General features: G+C 37.8%; 32 protein-coding genes and 2 pseudogenes. 8 read left to right on the top strand and 26 right to left on the bottom strand.

What is annotated here, in order from left to right; all coding sequences use genetic code 11:
- Nucleotides 1-198 precede the first annotated feature (198 nt).
- From H5S39_RS01190 to H5S39_RS01175, 4 genes are all read right to left on the bottom strand, one after another.
- On the bottom strand, nucleotides 199-1176 hold the full coding sequence (locus H5S39_RS01190; protein ID WP_182595259.1) for an alpha/beta hydrolase: 978 nt from the start codon (nucleotides 1174-1176) through the stop codon (nucleotides 199-201).
- A complete protein-coding gene (locus H5S39_RS01185) occupies nucleotides 1158-1640 on the bottom strand; it encodes an LbetaH domain-containing protein (protein WP_182595258.1) in 483 nt (160 codons plus the stop codon). The genes H5S39_RS01190 and H5S39_RS01185 overlap by 19 nt, the downstream gene beginning before the upstream one ends.
- 148 nt (nucleotides 1641-1788) lie before the next feature.
- Nucleotides 1789-2667: an alpha/beta hydrolase gene (locus H5S39_RS01180; RefSeq protein WP_182595257.1), complete on the bottom strand. Its 879-nt coding sequence runs from the start codon at nucleotides 2665-2667 to the stop codon at nucleotides 1789-1791.
- Nucleotides 2657-3898: a PTS transporter subunit EIIC gene (locus tag H5S39_RS01175; protein ID WP_182595256.1), complete on the bottom strand. Its 1242-nt coding sequence runs from the start codon at nucleotides 3896-3898 to the stop codon at nucleotides 2657-2659. The genes H5S39_RS01180 and H5S39_RS01175 overlap by 11 nt, the downstream gene beginning before the upstream one ends.
- Before the next feature lie 111 nt (nucleotides 3899-4009).
- On the opposite strand from H5S39_RS01175, the gene H5S39_RS01170 reads away from it, so the two are divergent.
- From H5S39_RS01170 to H5S39_RS01155, 4 genes are all read left to right on the top strand, one after another.
- Nucleotides 4010-4885, top strand: a complete 876-nt coding sequence (locus tag H5S39_RS01170; protein ID WP_182595255.1) for a LysR family transcriptional regulator — start codon at nucleotides 4010-4012, stop codon at nucleotides 4883-4885.
- 197 nt (nucleotides 4886-5082) lie between these two features.
- A complete protein-coding gene (locus H5S39_RS01165; RefSeq protein WP_182595254.1) occupies nucleotides 5083-5805 on the top strand; it encodes an ABC transporter ATP-binding protein in 723 nt (240 codons plus the stop codon).
- Between the two features lies 1 nt (nucleotide 5806).
- A complete protein-coding gene (locus H5S39_RS01160) occupies nucleotides 5807-6925 on the top strand; it encodes an ABC transporter permease (protein WP_182595253.1) in 1119 nt (372 codons plus the stop codon).
- Between the two features lie 29 nt (nucleotides 6926-6954).
- A complete protein-coding gene (locus H5S39_RS01155) occupies nucleotides 6955-7572 on the top strand; it encodes a TetR/AcrR family transcriptional regulator (RefSeq protein WP_182595252.1) in 618 nt (205 codons plus the stop codon).
- A gap of 48 nt (nucleotides 7573-7620) precedes the next feature.
- Here H5S39_RS01155 and H5S39_RS01150 read toward each other — a convergent pair whose 3' ends face one another.
- The 5 genes from H5S39_RS01150 to H5S39_RS01130 all read right to left on the bottom strand — a co-directional run bounded on the left by H5S39_RS01150 (nucleotide 7621) and on the right by H5S39_RS01130 (nucleotide 12553).
- On the bottom strand, nucleotides 7621-7929 hold the full coding sequence (locus H5S39_RS01150) for a type II toxin-antitoxin system RelE/ParE family toxin (protein WP_182595251.1): 309 nt from the start codon (nucleotides 7927-7929) through the stop codon (nucleotides 7621-7623).
- Nucleotides 7919-8185 (bottom strand): toxin-antitoxin system, encoded by a 267-nt coding sequence (locus H5S39_RS01145; RefSeq protein WP_182595250.1) that lies wholly within the window; start codon nucleotides 8183-8185, stop codon nucleotides 7919-7921. Before H5S39_RS01145 ends, H5S39_RS01150 begins: the two co-directional genes overlap by 11 nt.
- Before the next feature lie 49 nt (nucleotides 8186-8234).
- On the bottom strand, nucleotides 8235-8885 hold the full coding sequence (locus tag H5S39_RS01140) for a glucose-6-phosphate 1-dehydrogenase family protein (protein WP_182595249.1): 651 nt from the start codon (nucleotides 8883-8885) through the stop codon (nucleotides 8235-8237).
- Nucleotides 8886-8896: 11 nt separating this feature from the next.
- Entirely contained in the window at nucleotides 8897-10078 is a 1182-nt protein-coding gene (locus H5S39_RS01135; protein ID WP_182595248.1) for a diaminopropionate ammonia-lyase, read from the bottom strand.
- A gap of 195 nt (nucleotides 10079-10273) precedes the next feature.
- Complete coding sequence (locus H5S39_RS01130; protein WP_182595247.1) at nucleotides 10274-12553, bottom strand: ATP-binding cassette domain-containing protein; 2280 nt, start codon at nucleotides 12551-12553, stop codon at nucleotides 10274-10276.
- 119 nt (nucleotides 12554-12672) lie between these two features.
- On the opposite strand from H5S39_RS01130, the gene H5S39_RS01125 reads away from it, so the two are divergent.
- Entirely contained in the window at nucleotides 12673-13578 is a 906-nt protein-coding gene (locus H5S39_RS01125) for an AraC family transcriptional regulator (protein ID WP_182595246.1), read from the top strand.
- Nucleotides 13579-13814: 236 nt separating this feature from the next.
- On the opposite strand, the gene H5S39_RS01120 is transcribed toward H5S39_RS01125, so the two are convergent.
- The 3 genes from H5S39_RS01120 to H5S39_RS01110 form a co-directional block, all read right to left on the bottom strand.
- Entirely contained in the window at nucleotides 13815-14780 is a 966-nt protein-coding gene (locus H5S39_RS01120; RefSeq protein WP_231832848.1) for an MFS transporter, read from the bottom strand.
- A gap of 77 nt (nucleotides 14781-14857) precedes the next feature.
- Nucleotides 14858-15160, bottom strand: a complete 303-nt coding sequence (locus H5S39_RS01115; RefSeq protein ID WP_182595245.1) for a type II toxin-antitoxin system RelE/ParE family toxin — start codon at nucleotides 15158-15160, stop codon at nucleotides 14858-14860.
- A 2-nt stretch (nucleotides 15161-15162) separates the two neighbouring features.
- Nucleotides 15163-15813, bottom strand: a complete 651-nt coding sequence (locus H5S39_RS01110) for a sugar O-acetyltransferase (protein ID WP_182595244.1) — start codon at nucleotides 15811-15813, stop codon at nucleotides 15163-15165.
- Between the two features lie 135 nt (nucleotides 15814-15948).
- Here H5S39_RS01110 and H5S39_RS01105 point away from each other — a divergent pair, with 135 nt between their 5' ends.
- Both H5S39_RS01105 and H5S39_RS01100 read left to right on the top strand, forming a co-directional pair.
- Entirely contained in the window at nucleotides 15949-17211 is a 1263-nt protein-coding gene (locus H5S39_RS01105) for a replication-associated recombination protein A (protein ID WP_182595243.1), read from the top strand.
- Between the two features lie 69 nt (nucleotides 17212-17280).
- Entirely contained in the window at nucleotides 17281-18321 is a 1041-nt protein-coding gene (locus tag H5S39_RS01100) for an MmcQ/YjbR family DNA-binding protein (protein WP_182595242.1), read from the top strand.
- Nucleotides 18322-18468: 147 nt separating this feature from the next.
- Here the strand turns inward: H5S39_RS01100 and H5S39_RS01095 are convergent, their stop codons facing one another.
- The 5 genes from H5S39_RS01095 to H5S39_RS01075 are packed head-to-tail and all read right to left on the bottom strand — an operon-like array spanning nucleotide 18469 to nucleotide 21112.
- Complete coding sequence (locus H5S39_RS01095; RefSeq protein WP_182595241.1) at nucleotides 18469-18795, bottom strand: putative quinol monooxygenase; 327 nt, start codon at nucleotides 18793-18795, stop codon at nucleotides 18469-18471.
- A gap of 13 nt (nucleotides 18796-18808) precedes the next feature.
- The gene (locus H5S39_RS01090; protein ID WP_182595240.1) at nucleotides 18809-19813 is read right to left on the bottom strand and encodes an aldo/keto reductase; all 1005 of its coding nucleotides are present in this window, start codon (nucleotides 19811-19813) and stop codon (nucleotides 18809-18811) included.
- A 41-nt stretch (nucleotides 19814-19854) separates the two neighbouring features.
- Nucleotides 19855-20139 (bottom strand): YciI family protein, encoded by a 285-nt coding sequence (locus H5S39_RS01085; protein WP_182595239.1) that lies wholly within the window; start codon nucleotides 20137-20139, stop codon nucleotides 19855-19857.
- A 13-nt stretch (nucleotides 20140-20152) separates the two neighbouring features.
- A complete protein-coding gene (locus tag H5S39_RS01080) occupies nucleotides 20153-20689 on the bottom strand; it encodes an NAD(P)H-dependent oxidoreductase (protein WP_182595238.1) in 537 nt (178 codons plus the stop codon).
- 15 nt (nucleotides 20690-20704) lie between these two features.
- Nucleotides 20705-21112, bottom strand: a complete 408-nt coding sequence (locus tag H5S39_RS01075) for a MerR family transcriptional regulator (protein ID WP_182595237.1) — start codon at nucleotides 21110-21112, stop codon at nucleotides 20705-20707.
- A gap of 268 nt (nucleotides 21113-21380) precedes the next feature.
- On the opposite strand from H5S39_RS01075, the gene H5S39_RS01070 reads away from it, so the two are divergent.
- On the top strand, nucleotides 21381-21920 hold the full coding sequence (locus tag H5S39_RS01070) for an NAD(P)H-dependent oxidoreductase (RefSeq protein WP_182595236.1): 540 nt from the start codon (nucleotides 21381-21383) through the stop codon (nucleotides 21918-21920).
- A 185-nt stretch (nucleotides 21921-22105) separates the two neighbouring features.
- Here H5S39_RS01070 and H5S39_RS01065 read toward each other — a convergent pair whose 3' ends face one another.
- The 9 genes and pseudogenes from H5S39_RS01065 to H5S39_RS01025 all read right to left on the bottom strand — a co-directional run bounded on the left by H5S39_RS01065 (nucleotide 22106) and on the right by H5S39_RS01025 (nucleotide 26734).
- Nucleotides 22106-22441 carry a HigA family addiction module antitoxin gene (locus H5S39_RS01065; RefSeq protein WP_182595235.1) on the bottom strand — a complete coding sequence of 112 codons (336 nt, stop codon included), beginning with the start codon at nucleotides 22439-22441 and terminating at the stop codon, nucleotides 22106-22108.
- Nucleotides 22442-22459: 18 nt separating this feature from the next.
- Complete coding sequence (locus H5S39_RS01060) at nucleotides 22460-22783, bottom strand: type II toxin-antitoxin system RelE/ParE family toxin (RefSeq protein ID WP_182595234.1); 324 nt, start codon at nucleotides 22781-22783, stop codon at nucleotides 22460-22462.
- A 97-nt stretch (nucleotides 22784-22880) separates the two neighbouring features.
- A pseudogene (locus tag H5S39_RS01055) lies at nucleotides 22881-23579 on the bottom strand (zinc-binding dehydrogenase); the annotation flags it as partial.
- Between the two features lie 208 nt (nucleotides 23580-23787).
- Nucleotides 23788-24108 carry a MazF family toxin-antitoxin system gene (locus H5S39_RS01050; protein ID WP_182595233.1) on the bottom strand — a complete coding sequence of 107 codons (321 nt, stop codon included), beginning with the start codon at nucleotides 24106-24108 and terminating at the stop codon, nucleotides 23788-23790.
- Complete coding sequence (locus tag H5S39_RS01045; protein ID WP_182595232.1) at nucleotides 24098-24376, bottom strand: type II toxin-antitoxin system RelB/DinJ family antitoxin; 279 nt, start codon at nucleotides 24374-24376, stop codon at nucleotides 24098-24100. The genes H5S39_RS01050 and H5S39_RS01045 overlap by 11 nt, the downstream gene beginning before the upstream one ends.
- A 589-nt stretch (nucleotides 24377-24965) precedes the next feature.
- The gene (locus tag H5S39_RS01040) at nucleotides 24966-25166 is read right to left on the bottom strand and encodes a MerR family DNA-binding transcriptional regulator (RefSeq protein ID WP_182595231.1); all 201 of its coding nucleotides are present in this window, start codon (nucleotides 25164-25166) and stop codon (nucleotides 24966-24968) included.
- A gap of 25 nt (nucleotides 25167-25191) precedes the next feature.
- Nucleotides 25192-25511, bottom strand: a pseudogene (locus H5S39_RS01035) (carboxymuconolactone decarboxylase family protein).
- Nucleotides 25504-25974, bottom strand: a complete 471-nt coding sequence (locus H5S39_RS01030) for a flavodoxin family protein (RefSeq protein WP_182595230.1) — start codon at nucleotides 25972-25974, stop codon at nucleotides 25504-25506. Before H5S39_RS01030 ends, H5S39_RS01035 begins: the two are co-directional and overlap by 8 nt.
- Nucleotides 25975-25990: 16 nt before the next feature.
- A complete protein-coding gene (locus H5S39_RS01025) occupies nucleotides 25991-26734 on the bottom strand; it encodes an SDR family oxidoreductase (RefSeq protein WP_182595229.1) in 744 nt (247 codons plus the stop codon).
- Between the last annotated feature and the right edge of the window lie 247 nt (nucleotides 26735-26981).

The following is a 26981-nucleotide window of genomic DNA, read 5'->3' as shown; positions in this document are numbered from 1 at the left end:
GACACACTAAAGGCTACTGGTCTTTTCTTTTTTTGTAAATAAGTAAAATTGGTCTACAAAAAAAGATCTTCATGACCAGATGAATTATTCATCCAACCTATGAAAATCTTACACTAACCTCATTTGCCAGCGGTGTTATTTCGAGTTTGGAAACAAAAAAGAAGGATTAACAAAGCTAACCATTCCTTTCGCCCATTCTTAGTCTAAATTCTTCTTAAAGAAATCATCAATCTTATCAAACGGAATATAGTCATGGTCGCCACCATCATACAAATCGGTGTGGGTGGCGCCTGGCACAATCAAAAGTTCTTTATTATCGCCCGTTAATTTCTTAAAGGTATCCTCACCCATATAACGGGAATGAGCCTTTTCACCATGCACAATCAAGACAGCATTTTTAAGATCTTCTGGATGAACTAAGATCTTAGAATTCATCCACCCTGTTTGACTTTGCAAAACCCAACCATCATTTGAGTTTACTGAACGCTTATGGTAACCACGCTTGGTCTTATAGTAAGCACTATATTGTTTTACAAAATCTGGCTGATCATCTGGTGCCGGATAGTCGTAACAACCGCCAGCCTTAGCCAAGTCCTTATTGCCATATTCTTTTGTTCGTTGTTCAGCAATTTGTTTTTTACTTTGGTAACGATCATCAGCAGTTCCCTTATCAAAGTAGCCCCAAGCGCCTACTCGTGGCATATCATACATGGTTACTGCTGCAGTGGCCTTAATTCGCGGATCCATGGCAGCGGCATTTAATGAAATACCACCCCAGCCGCAAATACCAATAATCCCGATACGAGCTGGATCAACATTATCTAAGTTACTCAAATAATCAACGGCGGCTTGGTAGTCTTCAGTATTAATGTCTAATGAGAAAACATCCCGAACATCGCCACCGCTTTCGCCAGTGAATGAAGGATCAAAGGCAATTGTTAAATACCCTTTTTCCGCCATTGTTTGAGCGTAAAGCCCACTTGATTGTTCCTTGACTGCCCCAAATGGTCCGGCAACTGCTAAGGCGGGCAGCTTGCCGTCGTAATCTTTGGGTGTATATTGGTCAGCTGCTAAGGTAATGCCAAAATGGTTGGTAAAAGTTACTTTCTTATGGTCAACCTTGTCACTCTTTGGGAAAACTTTGTCCCATTCTTGGGTTAAATGTAATTCTTGCATGGTGATTCCTCCTCATAGTTTTTTTCTTCTACCTGAACATCGTGAGCAACAATTGCCCCAGCGCTGATTACTGCATGAGCCCCAATATGAACATTGGGCAAAACAATTACATTTCCACCAATCTTCACACCTGAATCAATGACTATCAGTCCTTGTCGATTACCATCAACGGTCAATAATGAAGTACCCGCTCCGATTTCAACATTGTCACCAATTTTTATTCCAGCCCTATCCGCCATCATAACATTACAGCTAATTGAGATATTTTTACCAAGTTTAATGTTTCGACCATAGTCACTATAAAACGGTAATAGAAATTGATTACTATCATCTAATTGATAACCCAAAATCTCACTTAGTAGCTGCTTGACCTGTCGCTTATTCAAACAGGATGTGTTGAGATGCTGCAATAGACGCTGATTTTGTTCAAACAACTGCTGATTAACTTTTACTTTGTTTAACAATTATTACTCACCTCCGTTCTTTAACTGTTTTTATTATATTGGCTTCTTTTATTGATGTAAAATACTTATAGTATATCTTTAATAATAGTTTTTAGTTATGATTATAATTAAAAAATAACCACCAATAAATACTGGTGATTACTCTCTACTAATTTTGTCCATTAATATAAGGTGTATTTTGCTGACGACGAATCTTTTGTTTATGATCCAAAATATAACGATTAATTAAGTCAACAATCTGGCCATTTTGTGGTAAATCAGAGTGTTGAGCATTCTGACCCGAAACCATAATTGTTGTAAAGTGTTTAACTTGATTTTGATAAATATACCTGCCAACTAAGACACTGTTTACTGGTACTAATCCATCTGAAGTATAGGTTTGCGTCCCCGCAACTAAGTAAACACTGATATTCTTGGGAAGATTTTTCCGGTACTTAATGAAATCTGATAGCATCTTGGTCTGATGTTTCATTGACTTTTCATTGAAATTATATGGTGACCCAATCATCATTAATCGCTTCAATCGTTCTGTTCGTTGGTAGCGGGAATAATAATGCTCTAAAAAATAAGTATAAATCAACCCGCCATTGGAATGACCAATCGCCTTAAAGTTATTAAAATTATATTGTTGGGATAACGAACGAAATGCAATATTAAACCATCGTGCTTGCTTTTGAATATTGTTGTAACCATCATGATTATTCTCAAAGCCAACAACGATAATTGGTTCAGTATCATCAGGCCTAATTTTGCCAGAATACTGCAACTTACCATCTTCCATCACTTTAACCTTTAATAGGCTATGTGGATCTTTACGATTACGATTAAGTTCATCGACCAAGCGATCAAAGCGATTGACGGAAGCAGAACTCCCGGGAATCATAATCACTGGTGACATTTTCGCGTTATGCCACTTAGTTAAATCATTAACGTTTCTATGTGACCACGATAATGACAAAATGATTAGGACAACAAGTATTAATACTGAAAGAGCACTTAACAACAATGTTTTCTTTTTAGTCGTCATTGTCCACCACACCTACTTTTTTAGCAATCTCTTCTGCAACTCGCACAAACGGAATATAAATTAACACGTCGATAATAATTAAACATGTCGAAAGAATAAATGATCCCCAATTACCATTTGTCCCGACCAGCGCAATTAATGGTGCGGGCGTTCCAGCAGGGACAGGGTACACCGCTGCTGGAATCCAATTTAAGCTCAACAATGCCCCTGAAATGAGCATATTAACCAACGGAGCAACCACAAACGGAATAAAGAAAATCGGGTTATACAAAATCGGTATTCCTAACATCATTGGGTAGTGGTCATTGAAGATTGCTGGAAATAACGACCACTTAGAAATACTACGATAACGAGTTTCACGTGAAACGATCAATATTGCAATAATTAACGCAAGGACGCACCCGCTTCCTCCAAAATTTGCAAAACTATGAAAAATCGTTGTATCAGTATACTTAAAAGGGGCATTCCAAACTGATCCGGTTCGTAAAGCATGCATTAAGTTAGCCCAGGATGGTGCATCAGTAAATGATGGACTATTGATAAAGGGACCCCCAATTGCAAATATTGCCATAACATCAGTTAATGTTCCAAGACCAATTACGTACCAAAAAGCCTTTACACTGGAATTAATAGTAATGAAACTAGCGACATAAGTAGGTAAAGATAAACGAACAAATAATCCTAATGTCATGTTCACTATTACCGCTATAATGCTAATAATAACAACGGGTTTTATAATTTGATTTAGTTGTATTTCTTTACTTTTGGCGAACAAAACTAACAAACGACCACAAAGATAACCAACAATAATTGCTATTAGCATTCCCTGTGATAACAAATAGTTATTGAAAGCCAAACTATCCTGGCTGGTCGCCTGGTAAGCAATAATTAAATAGGCAAATAACCCAACGGCCCCTGCCCCCGGGATATTTTTTTGATAGGCGCTTACCGTATAGTGTGTGCTAAAGAACGCTGCATAGACAGCAATAACATTGATCGTACACTCAAAAATAATTTTGGTAATTTGACCAAATTGTCGATAAAAAGGCAACCATCGATTAAGGTCGATTATCGTTGATACATAGCCAGAAGTCGAAAAAAAAGAAAAGCGCAAAACCGCTGCAAAACTACCAACCAGGATCAAAGGGAACATTGCACGTAATGTATGTCGCAAAATGTAAGCTAGTTTACTTTTATATAGTTTAACTAAAAAATTAATTAACCGTTCCATTATCTTAACTCCTCCTATTTGATTTAAGTATATTCAACGAAAACATGGGTGTAAAATAGTTATAATTTATTAACTATTATCGTTTTTAACTATTTAAGGAGAAAATTTATCATGGAACTTCGCGTATTACGTTATTTTCTCGCTGTTGCCCAATATAAAAATATTACTAGAGCCGCTCATGAACTATTAGTATCTCAACCAACCCTTTCGAAACAGTTAGCCGACCTCGAAGCCGAATTAGGTACCCAGTTATTCATTCGGGGTCACCGCCAAATTACGCTGACTGAGGAGGGAGAATTCCTGCAGGCTCGGGCCAAAGAAATCATCCAATTAGCTGACCAAACTGCAGCCAATATTCAAAAAGACCAAGTTATAACAGGAACAATTTCAATTGGTGCCGGCGAAAGTCTTAGTATGAAGCGAATAACTGCTATTCTTAGCGGAATAATTAAGGACTATCCAGATGTTAAGATTCGCTTTGTCAGTGGTAATGCTGATGAAATGGAAACAGCCTTAAAACATGGGACCATCGATTTTGCCGTTTTAATGGCTAATCGTGACCTTAATAATTATCACCACGTTCAATTACCCGAAATTGACCAATGGGGGTTAGTCCTCAAAAAAGATGACCCATTAACAAAAAAGAAAATGATTACTGCACATGATCTCCTAGAACTTCCCTTACTTATTTCTGAACAGGCACTTGAAGAACACCGCTTCCAAGATTGGTGGGGAAATTTGGGCGAGAAAATGAATATTATCGGTACTTATACTCTTGTCTTTAATGCCCAGTTAATGGTCAGTCAAGGTAGTGCTTATATGGTAGCCTTTGATAAATTAATTAATAATTCTAATAATAATGACCTTACTTTCCGCCCATTTGCCCCTGCATTAACTGAATCAACGAATGTTATTTGGAAAAAGAACCTTCCCCAATCAAAGGTTGCAAAACTGTTTATCCAACGGTTAATTGCATCGTTAGATTAGCCTGTATTCCCTATCTTATTACGATTTGAAATGATCAAAACCGATTAGCAGTCGATTTTGATCATTTTTTTGGCTGTGACTAATTTTTCCCAGAAATAGCCACATAATAAATTTTCGTTGTTGACAAGTGAGTAAACACTCACTATAATCAAAAACAAAAAGTGAGTGTTCACTCACTAAAGGAATAAGGCGGAATTATGCAACGATTAATCGAACTTACTCATCTCAATAAAAAATTTGGCAATCGGACTATTCTCCATGATATTAGCCTGACTGTTAACCGTGGTGAAATCGTTGGTCTAATTGGACCATCAGGATCTGGAAAAACTACCACAATCAAGACAATGTTAGGAATGGAAAAAGCTAACCAAGGAACAGCATTGGTTCTTGGAAAACAAATGCCCAATAGAAAAGTACTTGGAAATATCGGCTATATGGCACAATCTGATGCACTCTATGAGAGTTTAAACGCTAAAGAGAATCTGAAATTCTTTGGTGAAATGAAAGGGGTAACTAGCAAGCAATTACAAAAAGAAATCACCCATGTTAGCTCTGTCGTTAATTTAACTAGCTCTCTTAATCAACGAGTCAGCAATTATTCTGGCGGAATGAAGCGGCGCCTATCGTTGGCAATCGCCCTCCTTGGTCATCCTGAATTATTAATCCTTGATGAGCCAACTGTTGGAATTGATCCAGCACTTCGGCGACAAATCTGGCACGAATTAATTAACCTGCGTAATCAAGGACAAGGCATTTTAATCACCACTCACGTTATGGATGAGACTGAACTAACAGACCGCGTTGCTCTCCTTCTACATGGTGATGTAATTGCCTTTGCCTCACCGCAAGAACTAGAAAAACAATATGGTGTGCCGACAATTGAAGATGTTTTCTTAAAAGCGGAAAAGGAGGAAGATTAACATGCGAACATTAGCAATTACTAAACGAACACTAATAGAGCTTCTCCGCGACAAACGAGCATTAGCATTAATGTTTCTCGCTCCAATTTTAATATTGTGGTTAATGAACGTCATGTTTTCTGCTAATTCAGATCCAAAAGTTGAAATTGCGACAGTTAATGTTAGCCAAACAATCCAACAAAACTTAAAAAAAGTAGATGGCGTATCAGTTAAGGCAGTTAATTCAAATCGACAGGCAAAAAACAAATTAAAGAAAAATAAAGTTGATGCAATCATTAATTATAATCAAGCAAAGAATCACTTTAACGTAACCTATGCTAATACTGATTCAACGAAAACAACCCTTACTAAGCAAGCCCTTAAAGCAGCAATTACCGGCCAAACAATCACTACTTTATCAACCGGTATTCAACGGCTACAATCGATGGTTAAGTCAACTAACCCGAATATTAGTATCACTCAGGAGAATACTAAAGCACCGTCAATTAGTAACCATTACCAATATGGCAATGCAGACACTAGCTTCTTTACTAAAATCGTGCCAATTTTGATGGGCTTTTTCGTCTTCTTCTTTGTCTTCTTGATTTCTGGAATGGCGCTCCTAAAAGAACGAACGTCCGGAACATTTGATCGTTTGTTAGCGACCCCCGTTAGAAGAAGCGAAATTGTCTTTGGCTACATGCTTAGTTATGGAATCATCTCTATTCTCCAATCTACGGTTATTGTCCTGACAACTGTTTGGTTACTAAAGATTGAAGTTGTCGGAAGCATTATCAATATCATTATCATCAGCGTTTTGCTTGCTTTTGTTGCCTTGGCTTTCGGGATTTTAATGTCTACCCTGGCCAATTCCGAATTCCAAATGATGCAGTTTATTCCATTAGTAGTTGTGCCACAAATCTTTTTCTCTGGAATTATCCCATTAGATTCAATGGCCTCATGGGTGCAATATATCGGTAAAATTTTGCCATTAACTTATACCGGCGACGCTTTGACTCAAATCATTATGTACGGAAAGGGGCTAACTAGCCTGGGAACCGATATTTTAGCACTCTTAATCTTTCTTCTTATTCTTCTCTGGCTCAATATTATTGGCCTTAAACGTTACCGCAAAGTATAATAGAAAAAAATGATGAGGAGCTATTCATTATGTCGCAGGTCCTAACCAACTATCGTGAACAATTAGAAAATGCTAAAATGCCCGCTGGCAAAAAGAAAGTTTTACAAACCGCCTTAACTCTTTTTGCTAACAATGGTTTTCACGCTACTACCACCGCTAAAATTGCTAAGCAGGCAGGGGTTAGCGAAGGTACTATTTATAAATATTTCAATTCTAAAGATGACTTATTAGCAAAACTTTTACAGCCAATTCTCCTTGAGATTAAAGATAATTTCTTTTCAGACATCGACTACTCAGCAGATTTGACCGAATTGATCCACTTTATTGTGACTGACCGGATTCATTTTATCGATACTAACTTCGATTTTATCCGGTTACTAATGCAAGAGATTCTTACTAATAAGTTAGCTAATCAATATTATACTGAATTCTTTAATGGGAATAAGGGAACGTTACACCAAATTGCTGAGCTACGAGCGGCTTACCCGGAGATTAACCAGTCCCTTACTCCGGTTCAAATCCTCCGCTCAATTATTGGGCCAGTAATTATCTATATCTTTCAAACGAAGCTCTTTCAAATCCCCGCAGCGGACAATGATTTGAGCATAATTGAACGGCAAATAATTAATAATTTGACGAAAAAATAAGGCTCGTAACAACCTAATGTTACGAACCTTATTTATTTAGGATAATAGTCAAAATTTAATTTTCATTTCTGCTGTTCCAAAAATAGCACCAACGATAATTACATTATTAGTTGGATCTATTCGATAAAAGATGCCATAACTATTACCGATTAGAAGCCGATATGTTTGTTTACGAAAATGATATAAATCAGTAACATCTTGTCCAAGTTTTGGGAAATTCTCTAATAGCCTAATTTTCTTTTCAATATGTACCGTGAATGCATTAATTTTCTCTGGCGATAGCTTTAATTGATTCTGCCAATACAAAATAATTTTATCCAATGAAGCTGCAAAGTGGCTGGTATATCTAATCTTCATCTTTTCCCCAACCATACTTTCCAAATCGTTTTTTCATATCAGCTGGGGTAAGAAGTACATCATCAGCAAAAGATCGTTCAATTAATTTACGATCATGCTCAATATCAGCTGCACTTGTAACTGGGCTATATAGGACTGCCCCATTATCTAATAACTGGGGCTCAAACAATGCATTTTCACATACTTTAAACTCTGCAGGGACCGTCAATGTGATTGAAGTCCCCTGTTTTCGTGCTTTGACAGTTTTATATTTCACTATAATCACCTCAGATATAATTATAGCATAATTATATCAAACCAATTTATTACAGCTGCTCATACAATGGCAACAAATCCTGCATCGCTGATAAAATAAACTTTTCCATGTCTGCTACTTGGTCATGACCGCGAAAAGCAAATTTCCCCAGTAAAAAGCTTGTTTGCTTCGCCTCATTATTAAATGTCTGTTGTTTGTCATTATCTTTTAAATAATCCGCTAACGGCAGATGATCGGCAAACTCCATTTCATCCTTATCCCATAAGTACCAGTGATCTGAATTACGACTCATCGCCCATGCTGGGATTTGCTCCAGAAGTTCATTGTATTCTGCTGGCGTTCCCTGGCGCTTATCACTCTTGTAATGCTGAAACATCAAGTAAACCTGAAATTGTTTCCGGTCTAGCATGACGCCAATACATGGACTATAATCCGCCAACCGTGCTAACCGATAAGAAGCCCAATAGTGGTCACGGAGGTTCCAACCATTTGTCCAGCTTTCCACGTGGACCTTAGCAAATTTCTCCGCTGGTAATTGGGCAGCCACGTTTTGATTAACTTGTTTCCACGTTTGCCACACAGCTTTAAACTGCGCCTTTAGTTGATCGACTTCTGCTGGCGAATAGTATTCTTTAATCTTCTTAAAGGAAAATTCCGGCTGGTCAAAAATTTTATACATTTCTTCAGTTAAAGCAGTCATCAAATCACTTCCTAATTATTAACGATTTTCTGGTAGACCTCTTCATCGGTGTCACCCTCGGTATTAATCACTAATACCCGCGAAGTTGAATCAAGTTTTAGTTGTTGACGTAATTGCTCATTCTGTAAAGCAGCATTAACAAACGCAAACGCTGCAACTCCTGATTCACCAGAGATAATCTTAGAATCGCTTCCTTGTGGTCTTGCAAGAATCCGCATCCCTTGGCGAGCTACTTCATCAGTTAGCGTCCCATAAAAACGAGCAGTATCACGGATAATCGGAAACGAGATTAGACTTGGTGTCTGGCAGTTCAACCCCGCCATAATTGTTTGCGGTGACCCCGGAACTGTGTGTTCATCACCATCAGCTTTCTGTGCTGATAAGTAGTAACAGGCAACTGTCGCCGGTTCAACAATTGTTACTAATGGTCTCTTATCAGCTGGCAAAAGGCTAAAAAGGGCATCGATAATCCCTGCTGATAATTGTCCGACCCCTGCTTGCAGGAATAGATGGGTTGGGTAGTCATTGCTAGCTAGCTGTTCAAGAATTTCAGTAACGATGATTGAATAACCTGCAGAAATTGCTTGAGGAATTTCCGTATATCCCTCCCACGCCATGTCCTGAATCAAAATTCCGTGAGGATCCTGGTTGGCAATCTCATTGGCTAATTTAACGGTGTCGTCATAATTCTTATTGGTAATCTCGACTTCTGTATTATTAAATGCTGCAATATGGTCCGCCCGCGTTTTAGTCGAACCGACTGGCATCTTAACCACTGCATGAGTACCTAATTGTTCTGCCGCCCACGCTACTCCCCGGCCATGATTACCGTCAGTAGCAGTATAGAAAGTAATTTGATCAGCGATTTTTCTAACTGCTGGTGTTTGCAACTGATTGTATGTTAATTGGTCAACCGATAATCCCACACGTTTGGCAATACAAACTGCCATTGCATATAGTCCGCCAGTGGCCTTAAAAGCCTTAAGTTTTTCACTAAACCGTTGCGATTCATCTTTGATATCCATTGAGGCAATCTGATTTTCCCGAGCATATGTTTCCAGATTAATTAATGGTGTTGGCTGATAAAATGGCACTGAACGATAAAATTCAGCTACTTGGTTCACCAATTTAGCGTTATTAAACTGTCGATTACCAGTTCTAAATGGTGAATTAATTAATTGAATTTCCGCCATTAAAACTTCCTCCTTTTTACATCACCTTACTAAAATCATTAGCTTAAAACAACCCTCCTCGCTTGGATCTTCGTTATCTTTTCAATTATGGGAATTATTGATATTAAAATTACATAAAACCTAAAAAAGAATAAACTTATAAATTTTCTTCGGACTAAAATTAGCCAGCAGAATCATAAGCCTATTCCTTTTAATTTATCGTTTTGGCTGGTCAACCATGGCTCTTAGGTACTTTGCCGTTTTAGAATTCTGATCATGCAGCAATTCCTGCGGTGTCCCGGTAAAGCAAACCTGACCACCACGATTACCGCCATCCGGGCCGATATCAATAATCCAATCAGCCTGACTGATTAATTCTAACCGGTGCTCAATTGTAATCACTGTATTCCCATTATCTACCAACTGACGAATCAGTTTTGCTAAAGTCTTAATATCTTCACTATGCAGGCCCGCACTTGGTTCATCCATTACATACACATTTCCCGACTTGTTCAATTCAGCAGCTATTTTTATCCGTTGAATTTCTCCACCCGACAAGGTACTAGTTGGTTGTCCTAATGTAAGATAGCCAAGACCAACCTTAGTCAGGTTTTGCAATGCCATAGTAATTTTATGATTATCAAAAAAGTCAATTGCTTGATCAACTGTTAGTTTCATGACGTCTTCAATATTCTTACCTTTATACTGATAACCAAGCGCTTTCTTGTTATAACGGCGACCCTGACATTCTTCACAAACAACTTCCACAGCATCCGCAAACGCCATATCATACTTAATCACCCCACGACCCTTACAAACTGGGCAAGCACCTTTAGAATTAAAACTAAACCAACCAGGGGCAATCTTATTAGCTTTACCAAAAATTTTACGAATTTCATCCATAATTCCGGTATACGTTGCTGGTGTACTGCGAATGGATGTGCCAATTGGTTTCTGGTCAATCACAACAGCACCCGGATATTGATGCAAGAAATCATACCGAATCAAGGAGCTTTTCCCGGAACCAGCAACACCAGTAACTGCAGTAAACACTCCTTTAGGAATATCAACATCAATATGTTTCAAATTATGGCAATGCGCATCACGAATAGCAAAATATTCTTGCCACTTTTTAGGTACCGGATTGACTTGCAGCTTTGTACCTAGGTCATGAGCAGTCAACGTATCCGCTTGTTTTAATTCAGAGACACTACCTTGAAAGACAATCTGACCACCATGAGAACCAGCGCGTGGTCCCATCTCAATTACTTCATCAGCAATATTAATAATATGTGGTGAATGCTCAACGACGATCACATTATTACCTGTATCGCGTAATTGAATCAACATCTTACCAATTCGCTCAACATCTGCTGGATGCAAGCCAGCTGTTGGCTCGTCAAGAATATAAGTAATGTTATTTAGACTACTGCCTAAATTTCGGACGATTTTTAATCGCTGCATTTCACCACCAGATAATGTATTTGTCCGTCGATTAAGTGAAAGATACCCCACACCGATATTAATCATCCGTTGTAGAATCTGACTAATTTGGTTACTTAACGATTTGCCACGTGAATTTTCGATCTCATTTAATTTTGGTAATAAGTCCTCAACAGGCATTGCAGTCATTTCAACAATATTCAAGCCATTGATTTTAGATGCTAATGCCTTTTCGTTTAGACCAGTTCCATCACAATCCGGACATGGCGCAGTTGTAATATGAGCCATGATTTCTTCACGTAATTTACCCTTTAATTTCGATATATCTCGTTTCAAATAAAGACGCTTAAACCGTGGAATTACCCCTTCGTAATCAACATGATCAACTCGTCCAGTTTTATTTGAACGAATTTCAATTTTCAATGGGTGATTGGTTCCATTTCGTAAAATCTCCCATTCATCAGGGGTAAAGTCGCGAAGTTTTTTATTGGGGTCTAGTAAGGAGTTGGTAGTGTATATATTATTTTGCCAGCCTGAATTAAATGGTGAAAAAACAATCGCACCTTCATTCAACGTTTTATCCCGATCAAAAAGACTATCCTCATCTAGAATTTGTACTTTTCCTAAACCAGTACACGTGAGACACATTCCAGCCGGATGGTTAAACGAGTAGGCCATGGACCCACCAGCACTTGGTTGACCTACCCGTGAAAATAAAAGCCGCATTAATGGCGCTGCATCAACTGCTGTTCCAACTGTTGAGCGCCCACTAGCATTAAAGGACTGCTGACGGACAACAATTGATGGTGTCAGGTTATTAATTTTCTCAACAGCTGGTCGTTGGTAGTGTGGCATTTTATTTCGCAGATAAAGCGAATATGAATTTTGCCACTCACGGTTCGATTCAACGGCTAATGTATCAAATACTAATGAACTTTTTCCAGAACCTGAAACCCCAGCAAAAACAACCAATTTATTTTTAGGAATTGTTAAGTCAATATTTTTCAAATTATTCTCATTTGCACCAAATACCTGAATTTGATCGTTCTTCATTGTCAAGCCCGCCTTCCTTTTACATCATGCTAAATGATATTATAATGGCATAAATATCACTGTAAAAGCTAAAAATGTATCATTAATAATCAAAATAGTATCAGATTGGAGAAACTTTTATGAAATTAAAATCGTTACATCTTACTAGCGACCTTTACGAAAATGTTAAGTACGATGAACATGCCATCCCCCTAGTCACCTGTATTGATAACTTTGATGAATATGTCAGCCGTCAATGGAGTCCCCACTGGCACGAAGGATTTGAAATGACGACTGTCCTCCATGGGATATGTCAATATACAATTATCAATAACAGTCATAAAGAAAACATCAAGCTAACACCGGGCGATGGAATTTTTGTTAATTCAGGTGTTCTTCATAGCGTTAAAGCATTAAAGCCCCAGACTAAAACTGCCTGCCTTGTTCTCCCACCAACCTTCTTCAATTTCAAGAGCTTCGAAATCCTTCGTAAAAACTCAATCTCCCCAATTCTTAATTCTGGCGTAAGCGAAATTACTTGGCGAGCAAGTAATAAGCAGGAGTCTGTAATTACGCAAGGAATTACAGAGTTGTGCCAACTTTCAGATGCTGATCCTGATTACGAGTTGCAAAGCGTCGAATTGATTTGTCGAATTTGGCGACTAATGGCCGTCCAATTTCGCAAAAGTAACCAAAAACAGCTTAGCTTTACCCCTAATACTCAAGCAAATCGAGTCCGCGCTGCTATTCAGTATATTCACGAAAACTACCACCGTCCCGGAGTAACAGCAAACGAAATTGCAAATGCTATTAACATTAGTCGAGCAGAGTGTTTTCGCTCCTTTAAGGCTATCGTCAATCAAACACCAATTGAATATCTCAATGAGTATCGAATGACAATGGCTGAAATGATGCTGACAACAACTTCACGAACCGTTAAAGAAATATCAACAATGTGCGGCTATAATACATCAAGTTATTTTTCTAGTGAATTTAAAAAGAAATACGGTACTACTCCCAAGCAATACCGCAAATTAAAACACTAATATTATTACTGTTTGGCTTTTCTCACTTGCCTCGTCAAAACAAAAATAAGAATCGTGGCAATTAAACAGTAGCCAAACAAATTCCAGCCTAAATTACGCAAACTACCTACCTTAAGCATTTGGCCCCCTGTCATTGATGCCATCGCAATTCCTACATTATAAAAAATAGCACTGAGCGTCGATGCCAAGAGAACTGATGCTGGATACTTCCTAGTTGCAAGGTCTAAGAAGTAAACCTAGACTGGCGAACCAAATAAAGCAACTGTATATCCCAAAAGAAAAAGCAACCCTAATCCTAACCACTTATCTTGCATCATAAACATAAAGACCGCAAGTAACAACAGATTTAGAATATAAACAGGTCGTAATAGATGAAAACCGAATCCTTGTTTACTAGCGATTAATCCTGATGTTTGATTAGCAAAGATATCAATTACGCCAATTAACAGAAGTATAAAACTAAGTTGGTTTAAGCTAAAATGCAACTGCTGATGAATCAATGGACGAATATACGTGTAATAACCATAAAGCGTTGCTGCCGCACAAGTCACAAAAGCAATCCCTATCCATGTCCGATAATCATGTAATATGACTAATTGATCTTTATACGTTCCCGTTCCACCAGTTAAATTCCGTGGTAAAACTAGTAGTGCTGTAATTGTTGCAACAATAGTAATAACCGCCACCATAATAAATGCATCTTGCCACCGCCAGTGATCTGCAATAATCGTCCCTAATGGAACACCAACTACCGATGCTAAGCTAAACCCCGTATAGATATAGGCAACTGCCATTGACCGCTGCTTTACATCATGCGCCAGTTGAAAAACTATTACTGATAGCAATGATTCAATCACTCCTGCAACTGATGCAGTTAAAATTCGCGAGACCAGCAACCACGAGAGCGACGGCGCACAAGAACTTAAAATTGTTCCAGCTAAAAAAACTAGCAACAGACTAATAAGTAGGTAATACTTATGGACACGATTAGTTAATAAAGCAATCACTGGTGTCGCAATTGCATATGTCCAGGAAAATGTCGCTACCAGCCAAGAAATTTGACTCAAAGACTCATGATACGTTTGAGCAATGAGAGATAGGTTTCCCACGACCATAAATTCATTACAGCCCAACATAAATGAAATTAGGACAAACATCGCTGTTAGAATATGAAAGTGGTGTTTGCTTAATTGTTTTGCCATACTTTTCCTCCTTACTCACCTTCTTCCATAATATCAAATATAAAAAAGGAAGTTTGCTCCTACTTGCTACAAACTCCCTATAAAATATGCTGATCTAAACTATGAACACCACTAGAATAGTGTCCCCACGCGCTAAAAACTGTCACAACATTTTGCCTAGTATCAATTGAATAAACAACCCGATTACTTTGACTAATCCGTTTTGAATAAATACTGGGCTTATTATGACGCCGTTCCAGTAATTCAAGGTGGTGTCCTCTACCCTTTGGATTATCAGCAAGTTCGTTTAAAATTCGCTGATAGTTTTTTAATAGTCCAGCTTGCTTTAATTTCTTACTATGCTTACGTAATATTTTCCGTTCTTTTATCTTAAAAGTCATTTTTACATATACTTATCAAGAATCTCCTGTGGAATAGGCTTGTCACCATCATAAAATTTATCGTCACGTTCAGTAATTTCACGAAGTACCCGTGCCGGATTACCAACCGCAATTACATTTGCCGGAATATCTTTAGTAACTACGCTACCGGCACCAATGATTGAATTATCACCAATTGTTACTCCCGGTAAGACGGTCGCATTACCGCCAAACCAAACATTTTTACCAATATGAATTGGCTTGTTATATTGTAATTTATGGCGACGAAGCTTTGGTGAGATTGGGTGAATTGCAGTTGCAAACGTACAATTAGGGCCAATCATTGTATCATCCCCAATATAAACATCCCCATCATCAACAAAATTACAATTAAAGTTAATCACCACATTTTTTCCAACATGAACGTTCGTTAGTCCAGAATTAGCATTAATTGGTGGAATAACATATAACCCTTCACCATATGTTCCCATGGCCTTCTTCAAGATTTCATCACGCTTTTTCAATCCAGCAGGTGTTTCTGGTGTCTGATTAAACTCAAATACTTGTTGAACCATTTGATGCTGGCAAGTTAAAAATTCCTCATCAACACTATCGTAAATTTTTCCGGAGTTAGCTAGCTTCTTGAATGCATTAATTTTTTCTTGTGAAATCATCGTTGGTCTCCTTTATTAGTTAGTAATTTATTTACGTAATTTATATTTGATATTATACTGATATAAATTGCTGATTAATAGAGATTATCGTATCAATAAATGCAAAAATAGTATCAACAGAAAGGAAGTTTACCATTGTCATTTCAAACCCCACTTGCAGAAAAAATGCGCCCACAGAAGTTATCTGAAATGGTTGGTCAACAAGAATTACTCGCTAAAGGGCAACCATTACGGCAAATTATTGACCAACACCTTAACATCTCATTACTTTTATGGGGAACACCAGGCACTGGCAAGTCAAGTCTCGCGAAGATTATTGCCAAGGAAAACCATTTTCCCCTAGCAACCTTTAATGCTTCAATTGATAATAAGGCTAAACTAACTCAAATTATTGCTGCCTATAAATATCAGACCTTTGTCCTCCTCATCGATGAAATTCACCGGATGACAAAAACACTTCAAGACTTTCTCCTCCCCTACCTTGAAAATGGTCATATTTTATTGGTCGGCGCAACAACAGAAAATCCAATTATGTCAATTGTGCCGGCAGTTCGCTCTCGGTGTCAGATTTTTGAATTCAAACCGTTGACACCGGCTGACATTACACTTGTCCTCCAAAGAGCAGTTGACCGGGAATTCAAAATGACAGCAGACCAGGTTGAAAAGAGGGCGCTAACGTTAATCGCTGAAACGGCTGATGGTGACTTACGGATAGCACTAAACATTCTAGAAACGATTCATGCGATTAATCCTGACCAAATTACCGTTAATGACGTTAAAAAATTTGCTAAGCAACAATATTTTAGCTATGACCAAAAAGCAACTAAGCATTATGATTACCTAGCTGCTTACTCAGCATCCCTTGCCGGCTCTGATACTGATGCTGCGTTATATTATTTAGCTGTATTACTGAAAAACGGCGATTTACCATCAGTGGTCCGCCGTCTGCGGGAGATTCCCTATACCTATATTGGGTTAGCTAATCCCCAGCAGGTCACCCAGATTGTTACCGCTGCTAATCAGGCAGAAAAATTGGGGATGCCAAAGGGGAAATACCCGTTAATGTTTGCAACGATGCTAATGTGCATCTCACCAAAATCAGGCGCGTTTGACGAAATCTGGGAACGGCTAGATAAGGATTCTGACCACCCAAGTCAACATCCAATGCCCCGCGGTCTCCGTGACATGCATTATCAACACTCCGAAGAAATCACTGGTGGTGGACTGATGGAGTCACCATTTTCCGCTCCCCACCAGCTTGCTCGCCAAAACTACATGCCCAAGGGATTAGAAGGAAAACGGTATTATTACCCGAAAGATAACCAAAATGAGCAACGCTTAGGTGAACAATACCTTAAGCTCCACCGCTATATTTATCGAGAAGATTATCGGCGTTAATAGCATGTGCAAGAAGACGGATTTTCCAGCCAAACGTCATTAAAAATTAGTCAACTGGGAGGGAAAAGCATGACGATAGAAGAGAAAATCTTTGCAAAAGCAGAACCGAACTTCAAAAAATTAATTGAATTTGGCTTTCAAAAAAAGGGAGACAAATACACGCTCCAAAAGGATTTTATGAGTAATCACTTTCAAGCTCAAATAAATATTACTAAGCGAGGTACCATTACAGGTAAGGTAATTGACTTGGAAACATCCGATGAATATTTACCATTGCATACTTATCAAAACGGACAATTCGTCAATCAGGTAAGAACAGAATACCAAAAAGTTCTCACTAATATTGTTAATCATTGCTTCACTAAACAACCTTTTCACTCCCCACAGGCTAACCGACTAGCTAAATTAATCAAATCTCAACTTGATACTAACCCTGAATTTATTTTTAAAAATGCCCCCGACTATGCCATCTTTCGAAATTCCAGTAGTAACAAATGGTTTGGCTTATTAATGCATATTAAAAGGACAAAATTACTAGCAAAAAATGGTCTCAATTATTCAATAGATGACTTAAAATATGTTGATATTTTAGATTTAAAAATCAAAGCCGAACAGCAAGAAGGATTGCTTAATCAACCAGGATTCTATCCCGGTTACCATTTAAATAAAAATAACTGGATCACGGTGATCCTTAACGATACCATCTCCGATCAGGAAATATTTAAATTGATTAAAGCTAGTTACCAATTAACCTTTAATAGTAAAAATTGGCTCATTCCTGCTAATCCTAAATATTTTGATATTATGCATGCCTTTGACCATCAAGACCAACTCATCTGGAAACAAAGTACCAATATCCATACAGCTGATACTGTATTCCTATATGTAGCGGCCCCTATTTCATCCATTATTTATAAATGCCGGGTTCTCGAAACCGATATCCCTTATCAATACAATTCTAAAAAGGTTAACATGAGTCGGGTAATGAAAATAAAGTTAATCAAACAGTACCCGGCCGGTAAGTTTAGTTTTACATATCTAAAAGCTCATGGAATCAAAGCAATCCGCGGACCTCGCCATGTTCCTAATTCGTTACTAAACGAACTATAATAGCTCTTTCAGACACATTTAAAAACTTTATCCCGATAAAAAAAGGAAACTATTCCACCACAAAGGATGACTTAGTTTCCTTTAATACTAATTATTTAAACGGGACAATATTCAAAACACTGCATTTAAAGTATATCGAATAAGCAATTATTTCCTCAAATATTGCTCATCATTGGCCTCACCATCAACGGATTGGTATCGTTCGGCCTTCATATGCAAATCATACTTTTCCCGTAACTTAGCTAATTCTTGCATCATTGGGGAATGGTGATGGGCATCTAGTGATTGTTGGTCATGCCAACGATCAATTAACATCACGGTTTCCGGATCATTTAGCGGCTGAAAATACTCATAACGCTCATTTCCCTTTTCTTGGCGGATTCGGTTAGCAATGCCACTTTCTTCCATTTCCTTCACGAAGGCCTGGGCACTGCCGTTTTTTCCAGTGTAATATAAATTAACAGTTAAACTCATTATCGTTTCTCCTTTATTTAACATCCTTCGGGAGCATTCCCGTAGGATTACGGTCTAAAGCCCCGACAATCTCGTGGGCAGTATACAATTCATCTAGATACTTAACTTCATCGCTTGTTAACTGAATGTCCATTGCGGCCACTGCATCATCTAAATATTGGGCCTTTGTTGCACCGACAATTGGCGCCGTTACTCCCTTAGCCCACTCCCAAGCTAAGGCAATTTGCGCCATTTTAACATGATGACGATCTGCTAATTCGGCAACTCGCTGAACAATTGGGAAATCCTGTTGTTCTGCATGATCATACTTGGCCATTGCTGATGTGTCAACTTTACTTCGCTGCGACTGTCCCTGCCAGGATGCTCGTGTTAAATGTCCACCAGCAAGAGGACTATAAGGCATTAACATCACCCCATCCTGCTTGCAAATTGGAATTAATTCGCGTTCATCTTCCCGATAAAGCAAGTTATAATGATTTTCCATTGCCACAAATTGCTTCCAATTATTTTTTTCGGCAACGTGTTGCATATTTTGAAATTGGTAACCGTACATAGCAGAAGCGCCTAGTGCACGGACTTTTCCTTCTTTAACTAGATTGTTAAGGGCTTCCATGGTTTCTTCAATTGGATGTTCATAGTCAAAACGATGGATAATGTACAAATCCAAATAATCTGTCTGTAGGCGTTTTAACGTTCCATCAATTTCGCGATTAATAGCGTCTTTCGAAAGGCGCCCGAGATTGAAATAAACTTTACTAGCTAAAACAACCTTTTCGCGTGGAATATGATGTTTTTTTAGTGAATTGCCAATAAAAGTTTCACTAGTTCCCGCACCATAAACATTTGCAGTATCGAAGAAATTTATTCCTAAATTCAATGCATGTTGAACCATTTCATCAGTGTGATTTTCGTCAAGGATCCAACGATATGTCTTCATTGCTGGATTACCAAAACTCATTCCACCAACTGCTAACTTAGAAATTCTGATCTGAGTGGTTGGAATATAACTATACTTCATAAAGATTGCCCTCTTTTGTCATCTTGCTTGCTAACTCAAGACTAATGTTCTGACTCAATTTTGTTACTAACCAGTTTAGCCGCAAATTCATTGACATCATAAGTAGCTTCACCAGGATAAAAGGTATCTTTAGCAAGTAATTGGTCTAATTCAGCGCGTGAATCAGCCTTCGCAATAATAATTCCCGAAGCAGGAACCGACTTAGAAGGACCAACTATCAAAAACTTGCCGGCATCAAATTGCTGTTTAAACCATTGACGATGAGCAGCCATTTTTTCGTCATTAATTTTAGTTTTGGGATTGATTTTGATATTAATTAGATACATTTGATCTGCCTCCTTATTCAAAGTCATTAAGTATTGGTAACGAGTCTTGGTGAAGGTATTCGTTATACTCAGTAGCTCGTTGTTGCAAAGCATCATCAGTAATGCTTGATGCACCAATGGTAATAAATGGCTTAATAAATTTTGTTCCAATTAAGCGACTAGTTGCCTGAAATGGTCGTAATAATTCATGAATCGTATATTGCGCAAAGCCCTGCCGACCATAATTATTAGCACCTGGTGAAACTGCAATAATTAATTCCTTGCCATGCAATTTATCACCGTCAGAACCATAGGCCCAACCATGCTCATAAACATCATCTTCCCACTGCTTCAGTAAAGCTGGGGAGCTGTACCAATACATGGGGAATTGAATCACAATTCGGTCACTATCAGTCAAAACCTTTTGTTCAGTGGCAACGTCAATCTTAAAGTCTGGGTAGAGCTTATACATATCACGAACTTCAATGTCATCATCCAAGGCACCCGCTAACGCCTTGTTAACCCGCGATTGATCTAAGTGCGGATGAAAAAGTAATACCGTTGTCGTCATTAATAAAACCTCCAGTTAATCATCCATAATTTTATATTCTTCAAAATAGCTTTTGCCCTTTTTGATTTCTCCAGAATCATACAGACTAATCTTGTGTTCCAGTCGCCTGATAGAACGATTTAAATTAAAGCGTTTCTTCTTTAATTCACTCAATTGTTCTTTTAGTAATTCCTCACGAGGTCCTAGGGTTGAATCACCTTGCTTTAACATCCCAACATAATCCAATAACTTTTCAATTGTAACCCCGGAATGTCGCAAGCAAACAATCATTTCAATCCAGCCTTGCATTCCATCATTATAGTAACGATTACCATGACTATTACGCGGAACCTCAGGAATTAAACCGATCCGTTCATAATAGCGTAACGTGTCCGCTTTAATATTATATTTCTGACTAACGCCAGTAATTGTAAGATCTGCCATTTTATCTATCCTCACGCATATTTTGTTCCCAAATTCCGATAGTATTGACCTAAGTAGCACTAACTTTTTCCGTGCGTATTCATTGTCTAGATTTAAAATAGCACTTGGAGTTAACTACAAGTCAAGATAAAAATTTATGGTTGATGTAATTCGGTCATAATCCATCGTAAAACACACCTTCATTAAGATTATTACTTGACTATAACGTTAGAGGATACTTTATCATTACGGTTAAAGCTATTTAAAATCAATGAAGGGACAAATTATTATGAAAACGACAATTTTCTTATTCCACCCCAATCTTAAAGAGTCACTAATCAATGCCGCCTTAATAAATAACGCTAATACCGAGGTTCGCAATATTTATGGTTTATACCCCGATGGCAATATTGATATTCATCAAGAACAGGAAGCTTTAAGCAAAATTGACCGAATTGTCCTTCAATTTCCAATGTACTGGTATAGTGTTCCACCACTAATGAAAAAGTGGGAAGACCTTGTCCTAGAGCACGGCTGGGCTTATGGTAGTAAAGGTCATGCCCTAGATAATAAAGAAATTTTAATTGCGGTCAGTACCGGCGCCCGTTTAAGCGACTACCAGCCGGGATCGGTCCAAAATCATACAATTAATGAATATCTATTGCCCCTCTTTGCAACCTTTGCAACAACTCGAATGACAATTCTTCAGCCTTTCATTACTGACGGTGGAATTTATATTACGGATCCCGAATTACAAAAACGGGCTGCAGAATACCAGCAACTATTAACAAAAGATCAATTGCCACGATTAAAATATCAGATCCTATAAAAAAGAGGGAGGGTACACATTACGTGTTCACCTCCCGATTGCATATTTCCACTAATTTTTTGCAAAGGCAATCTTTATTTCCTGATTTTGTAATTTGGCTTTCAGTAAAGTTTTTGCTTAAATTCTTTTAGTTCTTCTGCTTCACTCATTAAAATATCTCTTCCTTTACTTATAGTTTATACGTACTAGGCGGTTACCCAGCTATATCTTTGAAGAAATAATGGTGAAGAAGCTTCCTTATTAGCTGTATTAGAATCTTTCTTAGCCAATTGAAGTTTATAGTTAGAGTCTAAAGATAATAATAGTTTGCTAGAAATTCCCATAACCTTTTCTATGCGAATAGCTAAAACTGCTGTTAGGTAACGCTTACGATTAAGAATATCAGAAATATTTTTTTGACTTACACCAATTCTCTTAGCAAGATCTGCTTGTGTAATGTCGTAGTAATCCATTACTTCTTTAAGCAAATCTGCAGCTGAGCTGGTGTGGTATTGTTTAACTTTATTTTCACGATGTAACAAATTCATCAGCTCCATTTCTTAGTGATAATCTTCAATGCTAGTAATTTGGATAGTTACAATTTCCGATTTGTCTGTAGATAAACAATCCCTTTTATCATAACCTTCAAAAATCATTCGATAGTTGCCACTAATATCAACAGCAAATTTTCCTTCAAGATTACCCTTTAATGGATAGCATCGCGGAGGTGGATCTGAAGGAATTTGGCTTAAGTTTTGTGCAGCATCAAATTCATCTAGGCGAGCTAGGATTCGCTTTGCACGAGCTTTTCCATAATACTTAAGAATAAGCTTAGGATCATTTAGTATTTTTGTTAGTTTTTTAGTTTCAGCAAAGTATTCCATTAGTTCACCTCATAGCCATTATACCAATATGGTATAATGGCTATGAATTAAGATATTAAAAGTAATAATGACAGTACAATTTGAACAATTAGGAGACCTATTCACTTACAATTACCAATGACTTGATTACTTCACGCTTATCCATTGCTTCATAAGCCTTCTGAATATTATCAAGGTCAAACCGCTTTGTGAAAAACTTTCCTGGATGAATCTTGCCCTTTAATACAGCATCAAGCAGGACTTTGCGGTCATAAGTAGTGACCGGGGCAATCCCGCCACGAAGACCAATGTTCTTCCAGAACAATGCGTTCGATGCTGGTTCAGTTTGAGGTACCCCAACTCGACCGATAATCGTACCAGGACGAGCTAACTGACCAGCTTGTTCAATGGCTGAAACTGCACCAACACATTCAAGGACGGCATCGACACCATTACCATCTGTCAGTTCCATTACCTTTTTAACAGCATCATCACTCCGCTCCGCAACAATATCAGTAGCCCCAAATTCTCTGGTAAGTTTTGCCCGGTCTTCATGATGGCTAAGAGAAATAATCCGTTTTGCACCGCGCAGCTTAGCACCGATTACACCACATAAGCCAACAGCACCGTCACCAATAACCGCTACGGTATCACCTTCTTTAACTTCAGCACTTGCGGCAGCATGGTAACCAGTTGCCATCACATCAGCTAAAGTCAAGAGGTCATTCAATTGTTCGTCGGTGTAGTCAGATGGCTGTCCAGGAATTTTAACTAGCGCCCAGTTAGCATTAGTAAAGCGAAGATATTCACCTTGATAGTTTAGGCGCTTAATTAAACATAATCAAATATAGTCAGAATTGGCTATATATAATAGAAGAAACTTTTCGTTTGATTATATGGAATCAATTAGGGTTATCAAATAATATTCCCCTTTTCGCCCCCTTTATTAAGTAACCCGACACCTCATAAGAAGTGCTGGGTTATTTTGTACCACTCAATCTTAACTTTTAATCAGTATATCATAATTAATTTTGATTGCTTAAAAATGCAATTAACCTTTCAGCGTCTTGTCTAGTTAATTTTCCAATTACTTCTAAGTCAAATTTACTCTTATCAATTTTACCTACTGTGATTGTATCAATATAAGATTGCTTGTTTAAACCAGCTGCTGACCATTGATTAATCTTAAAATAATGTTTCTTTATTTTTGGTGACTTATTATCATATTTTGAAGTAATTTTATAGAAACGAACCTTATTATTTTCATCTGAAATAATATAAATTGGTCGCCTTTTGCCTCCACCGGGCCATGAAACAAAGGCAGTCGAAATATCGTTAGTCTTCATCAAAGAACTCCTTCATATCTTCTTCACTATTAATTTCTTTTTCTGGCTTATTCTTTGATAATAGACGAATCTTTAGAGCTGCTAGCTGATCTGGAGTTAAACTAAAACTAAGTGGAATTCGGCCTGTTGCAACAATTTCTTTATATAAAGCATTAATTACCACCGTTGGATTAAGGCCGAGTTCTTCCATAACATCTTCTGCTTCGTTAGCTAAATTACGTTCTACATTAACTTGAACTCTTTTATTTTTTCTTGCTATCGTATTCATTATGATAATCACCTCATAATCATACTATACATACGACATGATTATATTTCAACAAATGTGAATCATAATTTCAACTTTACATTAATAGCAAAAAAAAGAGCCTTCAATGTGAAGACTCCCTAGAAGAATACAAGTAGATAAGCTGGTTAATTCTTATCCGTGTACTCCATCCGTTTTAAATGGTGGGGCGTTCTCGTCCTCGCCGTACTAGTCTACTTACTTCTTAAGTAGTCATATTAGCCAATAAGCAGTGGAGGTAAGCATCCCAACTACTGGTTGGTTTTTATTATACGACAAAAATCCCTAGTGGTCATTGCAGATTGTGCAACTACCACTAGGAATTGACTTTTAATACATTTTATTAAGTTTATTAATTATTTCGTCAAAGAGTAAAGTACATTGTGATTTCTTACCGTATTGTTTAATAAGGTCATCTCTAACTGCTAAAAGTGTTTCTTTACTATAAGGGTATTGTTTAAGTGCTCCTTGAATCGTATCTTCAAATGGAGATATCTCATTGTTATATATCAAGACTAATTGAGCCATTAGATGAGTTTCAATTGCATTAAGGTACGTACGGTACTGTACCCTAAAGAAAGGCCTGCCCTTTTAGATTTAAAACAATATACAACCAGTTGAGTTCTACATCTGTATAAACCTGATAACCATTTTTATTTCGTTTGACTTGGGGAATAATTCCTCTTCGCTCACAAAAACGCAAAGCATCAATCGACACGCCAAAAAAATTAGCCACTTCTTTTGAACCCATGTTTGTTTCTTGATCAGTCATCTGCTTTTAGAAATCTCCATTTGACCTAGTCTGCCCAAACTTTCTTGGCAATGTTAAACGCGGACCAAGCATTTGGACAGCCAACATAGAATGCCAACTGAGTAATTATTTCAACAATTTCATCCTTGCTAACCCCATTCTGCTTAGCTAGTTTTATGTGATTGGACAACTGAGCAAAGGCGCCTTTTGTAATTAACGCCGATACCGTTATCATACTACGATCATGAGGGCTTAATTTCTTTTCACGAGACCAGATTTCACCAAATAGAACGTCATCGTTTAATTCTGCAAATTTAGGTGCAAATCACCAAGATATTTATGCCCGGCATCTTGTTTCTTAGGCATTGATAATCCCCTCTTGTATTTTTTCACGAAGTTTCGTTAATCCTAAACTAGCACTTGCCTTACCTAAATAGTCCATATTACCCACACGACAAAAGCCGCTGATGGTTTTGTCGACCATTTTAACACCATCCACTGGGCTGGCACCCTGAACTACTAGCGCGATTTTTTGCCTTGCTAATTCGTTTCTGCCGGTTTTTTGTGAAATGCGCTCAATTAACGTCTTTAGATATGCACTCATATCGTGCCAATAAACAGGCGTCCCTAAAATTATAGTGTCTGCATCAACCATTGCTTGATAAATTTCATTGAACTGGTCATCTGGATATAATTGCCCAATTTGGTAAATTTTATAATCAACAAGATTTATTTGTTGATATTCAAGCCCCTTGAGTAATTTAACAGCAAGTTTTACAGTATTACCGTTAATATTCTCGCTAGCATTAATAAATAAAATTTTAGCCATATACTTTTTCTCTATCTTACATTTGCTGGGCAGTTGGGCGAATAATTACTTCATTCCAAGTGGCATCAGCAGGCAATTCAATTGATTGCTTAATAGTTTGCGCAACCCAATCGACTGGGATACTAAAGTTCTTATAAAATTCTTCGGTACCCGCCTTAACTTTTTCATCGGTAATTGAGCTAAGCAATTCCGTATTGACGGCCCCTGGTGAAATTAACGTAACCCGAACATTAGATTGGGCTTGGGCCATTTCTTGACGAAGGCCTTCACTGATTGCGCGAACCGCATACTTAGTACCAGAATATACTGAGCTCAATGGACCGACAATATGACCGGCAACGGAGGCAATATTAATGATCTGACCACTCTTTTGCTTCATCATGTACGGTAAAGCAGCGCCAATCCCATATAATGTTCCCTTGATATTAATATTAATCATCATATCCCAGTCTTTAACTTTCTTTTGTGCGAGTAACGATTGTGGCATAATACCGGCTGAATTAATCCACACATCAATTCGGCCGAATCTATCTATAGCTAATTTAGCTAAAGCTTCGACCTCATCATCATTAGTAACATCTGTAGCCGCATAGACCGCTTGTCCACCCAGCCGTTCAATTTCAGTTGCAATATCCTGAAGTCGGTTTTCGCGACGAGCTCCCAAAACTATCTTATTGCCATCTTTAGCCAGAAGTTTAGCAGTTGCTTCTCCCATTCCACTTGATGCACCAGTAATTACTACTACTTTACTTTCGGCCATTTAATTTTCCCTCTTTCGCAATAATTTAGCCTCATTGTAAACTATGGACTTAACTCCATAGCAAATGAATCAATTATTTATTTTCAATCTTTGTTCTACCAAAGGCTTCTGACATTGGCACCACATTGAACGTCTTGTCAATTTATGTTACTTCATGAGCACTCATTTGAATTTGCGCAGCTTTTAGATAGACACAAGATCATAACTACTCTTATCAAAAATATCTGATAGAAAAAAGCAAGATAGA

The organism is Limosilactobacillus rudii, assembly GCF_014145455.1.
GTDB classification, from domain to species: domain Bacteria; phylum Bacillota; class Bacilli; order Lactobacillales; family Lactobacillaceae; genus Limosilactobacillus; species Limosilactobacillus rudii.
This window is presented reverse-complemented; position numbering and strand designations above follow the sequence as displayed.

Coding starts and splice junctions, on each gene's coding strand:
- H5S39_RS01080 (WP_182595238.1), bottom strand. CDS start 20,689: ATGACGACAACGGTATTACTTTTTCATCCGCACTTAGATCAATCGCGG.
- H5S39_RS01045 (WP_182595232.1), bottom strand. CDS start 24,376: ATGAATACGATAGCAAGAAAAAATAAAAGAGTTCAAGTTAATGTAGAA.
- H5S39_RS01120 (WP_231832848.1), bottom strand. CDS start 14,780: ATGGCAAAACAATTAAGCAAACACCACTTTCATATTCTAACAGCGATG.
- H5S39_RS01150 (WP_182595251.1), bottom strand. CDS start 7,929: ATGAAGATTAGATATACCAGCCACTTTGCAGCTTCATTGGATAAAATT.
- H5S39_RS01155 (WP_182595252.1), top strand. CDS start 6,955: ATGTCGCAGGTCCTAACCAACTATCGTGAACAATTAGAAAATGCTAAA.
- H5S39_RS01060 (WP_182595234.1), bottom strand. CDS start 22,783: ATGGAATACTTTGCTGAAACTAAAAAACTAACAAAAATACTAAATGAT.
- H5S39_RS01075 (WP_182595237.1), bottom strand. CDS start 21,112: ATGGCAGATCTTACAATTACTGGCGTTAGTCAGAAATATAATATTAAA.
- H5S39_RS01040 (WP_182595231.1), bottom strand. CDS start 25,166: ATGACTGATCAAGAAACAAACATGGGTTCAAAAGAAGTGGCTAATTTT.
- H5S39_RS01115 (WP_182595245.1), bottom strand. CDS start 15,160: ATGACTTTTAAGATAAAAGAACGGAAAATATTACGTAAGCATAGTAAG.
- H5S39_RS01130 (WP_182595247.1), bottom strand. CDS start 12,553: ATGAAGAACGATCAAATTCAGGTATTTGGTGCAAATGAGAATAATTTG.
- H5S39_RS01175 (WP_182595256.1), bottom strand. CDS start 3,898: ATGGAACGGTTAATTAATTTTTTAGTTAAACTATATAAAAGTAAACTA.
- H5S39_RS01090 (WP_182595240.1), bottom strand. CDS start 19,813: ATGAAGTATAGTTATATTCCAACCACTCAGATCAGAATTTCTAAGTTA.
- H5S39_RS01100 (WP_182595242.1), top strand. CDS start 17,281: ATGACGATAGAAGAGAAAATCTTTGCAAAAGCAGAACCGAACTTCAAA.
- H5S39_RS01030 (WP_182595230.1), bottom strand. CDS start 25,974: ATGGCTAAAATTTTATTTATTAATGCTAGCGAGAATATTAACGGTAAT.
- H5S39_RS01190 (WP_182595259.1), bottom strand. CDS start 1,176: ATGCAAGAATTACATTTAACCCAAGAATGGGACAAAGTTTTCCCAAAG.
- H5S39_RS01085 (WP_182595239.1), bottom strand. CDS start 20,139: ATGTATCTAATTAATATCAAAATCAATCCCAAAACTAAAATTAATGAC.
- H5S39_RS01095 (WP_182595241.1), bottom strand. CDS start 18,795: ATGAGTTTAACTGTTAATTTATATTACACTGGAAAAAACGGCAGTGCC.
- H5S39_RS01170 (WP_182595255.1), top strand. CDS start 4,010: ATGGAACTTCGCGTATTACGTTATTTTCTCGCTGTTGCCCAATATAAA.
- H5S39_RS01160 (WP_182595253.1), top strand. CDS start 5,807: ATGCGAACATTAGCAATTACTAAACGAACACTAATAGAGCTTCTCCGC.
- H5S39_RS01025 (WP_182595229.1), bottom strand. CDS start 26,734: ATGGCCGAAAGTAAAGTAGTAGTAATTACTGGTGCATCAAGTGGAATG.
- H5S39_RS01125 (WP_182595246.1), top strand. CDS start 12,673: ATGAAATTAAAATCGTTACATCTTACTAGCGACCTTTACGAAAATGTT.
- H5S39_RS01165 (WP_182595254.1), top strand. CDS start 5,083: ATGCAACGATTAATCGAACTTACTCATCTCAATAAAAAATTTGGCAAT.
- H5S39_RS01070 (WP_182595236.1), top strand. CDS start 21,381: ATGAAAACGACAATTTTCTTATTCCACCCCAATCTTAAAGAGTCACTA.
- H5S39_RS01180 (WP_182595257.1), bottom strand. CDS start 2,667: ATGACGACTAAAAAGAAAACATTGTTGTTAAGTGCTCTTTCAGTATTA.
- H5S39_RS01110 (WP_182595244.1), bottom strand. CDS start 15,813: ATGATTTCACAAGAAAAAATTAATGCATTCAAGAAGCTAGCTAACTCC.
- H5S39_RS01135 (WP_182595248.1), bottom strand. CDS start 10,078: ATGGCGGAAATTCAATTAATTAATTCACCATTTAGAACTGGTAATCGA.
- H5S39_RS01050 (WP_182595233.1), bottom strand. CDS start 24,108: ATGAAGACTAACGATATTTCGACTGCCTTTGTTTCATGGCCCGGTGGA.
- H5S39_RS01140 (WP_182595249.1), bottom strand. CDS start 8,885: ATGACTGCTTTAACTGAAGAAATGTATAAAATTTTTGACCAGCCGGAA.